Source organism: Gordonia sp. 852002-50816_SCH5313054-c, assembly GCF_001665925.1.
Classification (GTDB): domain Bacteria; phylum Actinomycetota; class Actinomycetes; order Mycobacteriales; family Mycobacteriaceae; genus Gordonia; species Gordonia jacobaea.
This window is the reverse complement of sequence record NZ_LZTE01000083.1, coordinates 1-1,527: the sequence shown is the minus strand read 5'-3', so window position 1 is coordinate 1,527 and position 1,527 is coordinate 1. Positions and strand designations below refer to the sequence as shown.

The 1,527-nt window shown below is 65.2% G+C and carries 3 protein-coding genes; all 3 read right to left on the bottom strand.

All coding sequences use genetic code 11. The features are described 5' to 3' along the window. Positions 1-227: 227 nt before the first annotated feature. A complete protein-coding gene (locus A5788_RS22125) occupies positions 228-731 on the bottom strand; it encodes a hypothetical protein (protein WP_064905657.1) in 504 nt (167 codons plus the stop codon). A gap of 92 nt (positions 732-823) precedes the next feature. Continuing rightward, entirely contained in the window at positions 824-1,147 is a 324-nt protein-coding gene (locus A5788_RS22120; protein ID WP_197494649.1) for a hypothetical protein, read from the bottom strand. Next, a partial coding sequence (locus tag A5788_RS24400) for an integrase core domain-containing protein (RefSeq protein WP_231894387.1) occupies positions 1,110-1,527 on the bottom strand: 418 nt, incomplete at its 5' end. The genes A5788_RS24400 and A5788_RS22120, both read right to left, overlap by 38 nt.

Below are 1,527 nucleotides of genomic sequence, written 5' to 3'. Positions count from 1 at the left end.
TTTACTCGTTTTTCTTCTCAATCCTCCCTCTTTCGTGGCTCGTTTGCGTTTCGCCCCCCGGGGGGGGGGGGGCGGGGGAGAGGGCTGCAGGTCGGGGGTTCTGCCGCTCTCCCCTCCCACCCTGGGGGCGATGTACTGGTTGGTGTGGCAACTCAGTGTTCGCATCGGCCACGATAGCAAATCGTTGGTTTGCTGTAGGGAATGACCGTGTCGTGGGCTGCTGCTGGTTAGTGGGCGCGGTTGGGGCGGTGGCGGTCGATGTCGGGCCAGCGGCCGGGGATCAGTCCCTCGATGATGTCGCCGGGTTGGCTTGCGAGGGTGGCGGCGTGGGCGAGGATTGCCCAGAGCTGCGGGCCGGGGTGGCGGTGGTCATCGCGTTCCTGGGCGATGACTGCTTGTTGCCAGCTCATCCACTGGTGGGGTGCGCCGTGCAGCTCGGGGGTGAGTAGGGGATTACTGGCGGCGGCAGCTCGTCGAGCTGCTTTGCCGACCGCGGGATAGGTCCTGGTGAGGGTTCGTTCACGTCGGGGGTGGTGCTCGATGAGGGTGTCGAGGGTCCAGGCGAGTAGGTCGACGTCGAGGAGCATGCGGTGGCCGTAGCGGCGGCGGGTGTCGGCGGCGAGGTTCGCAGCGGTCCACAGGATGCCGGCGCGGGTTGCGGCGTAATCGGCGGGCACGACGGCGGGGCTGTAGGTGCCGGGTGTGCTGAGTGTGCTGAGTGTTGCGGTCATGATGCTGGCGTTCCTCGGGGTTGGAGATCGGTTGCGGCTCGGGGCTTTTGGTTGCCTGCCGAGCCGCAACCGAGGTACTGGATGGGTTGTGCTCAGATCGGAAAGTCGTGGACGTTGACCTGGCGGGGTGCATCGATCCCGGCAAGTTCGGGGAGTCGGGCTGTGTGGAATCCGGCGGCACAGCGACCGACGAGGCGGAATCCGTGCTCGGTGGCACTCACGGGTGCGAGGTACCAGCTAGTTCCGCTCGGGCCGAGGAATCCGGGTACGTACTCGGTGACGGTGTCGCCGGTGGTGAGGCTGTGGGTGGTGACCTCGGTTGCCCAGGTGACCGAGACCAGGGCGAAGTGAATCGCCCCGGGTTTGCTGGAGGCTCGGTTAGTTGGTTCCAGCGTTTGCGGGGACCGGGTTCTCACGGTAGCTGGTGACGGTGTGGGTCGACCAGTAGGCGCTCTCGTACTCGACGGGTGGGACGTGTCCGATCTCGCCGTGCAGGCGGCGGTGGTTGAACCATTCGACGTACTCAGCGACGGCGATCTCGACCTCGCCCACACCTGCCCAGCCGCCTCGCGGGCGCATCACGGGGTTACGGATGCATTCGGCTTTGAACAGCGAGTTGAACGCCTCAGCCATCGCGTTGTCGTATGAATCCCCTTTGGAGCCAACAGATGTCACCGCTTCGGCTTCGGCCAGTCGTTCGGTGTAGCGGATGGCTCGGTATTGACCGGGCTCAACCAGTCGATGCAACACCGGCTTGTTGGAGCAACAATAGCTGCTCGTTGAAGGCCTCAGCGGG

Bases quoted from the DNA above. Each gene is read 5' to 3' on its own strand.
- A5788_RS22125 (WP_064905657.1), bottom strand. From the start codon at position 731: ATGACCGCAACACTCAGCACACTCAGCACACCCGGCACCTACAGCCCC.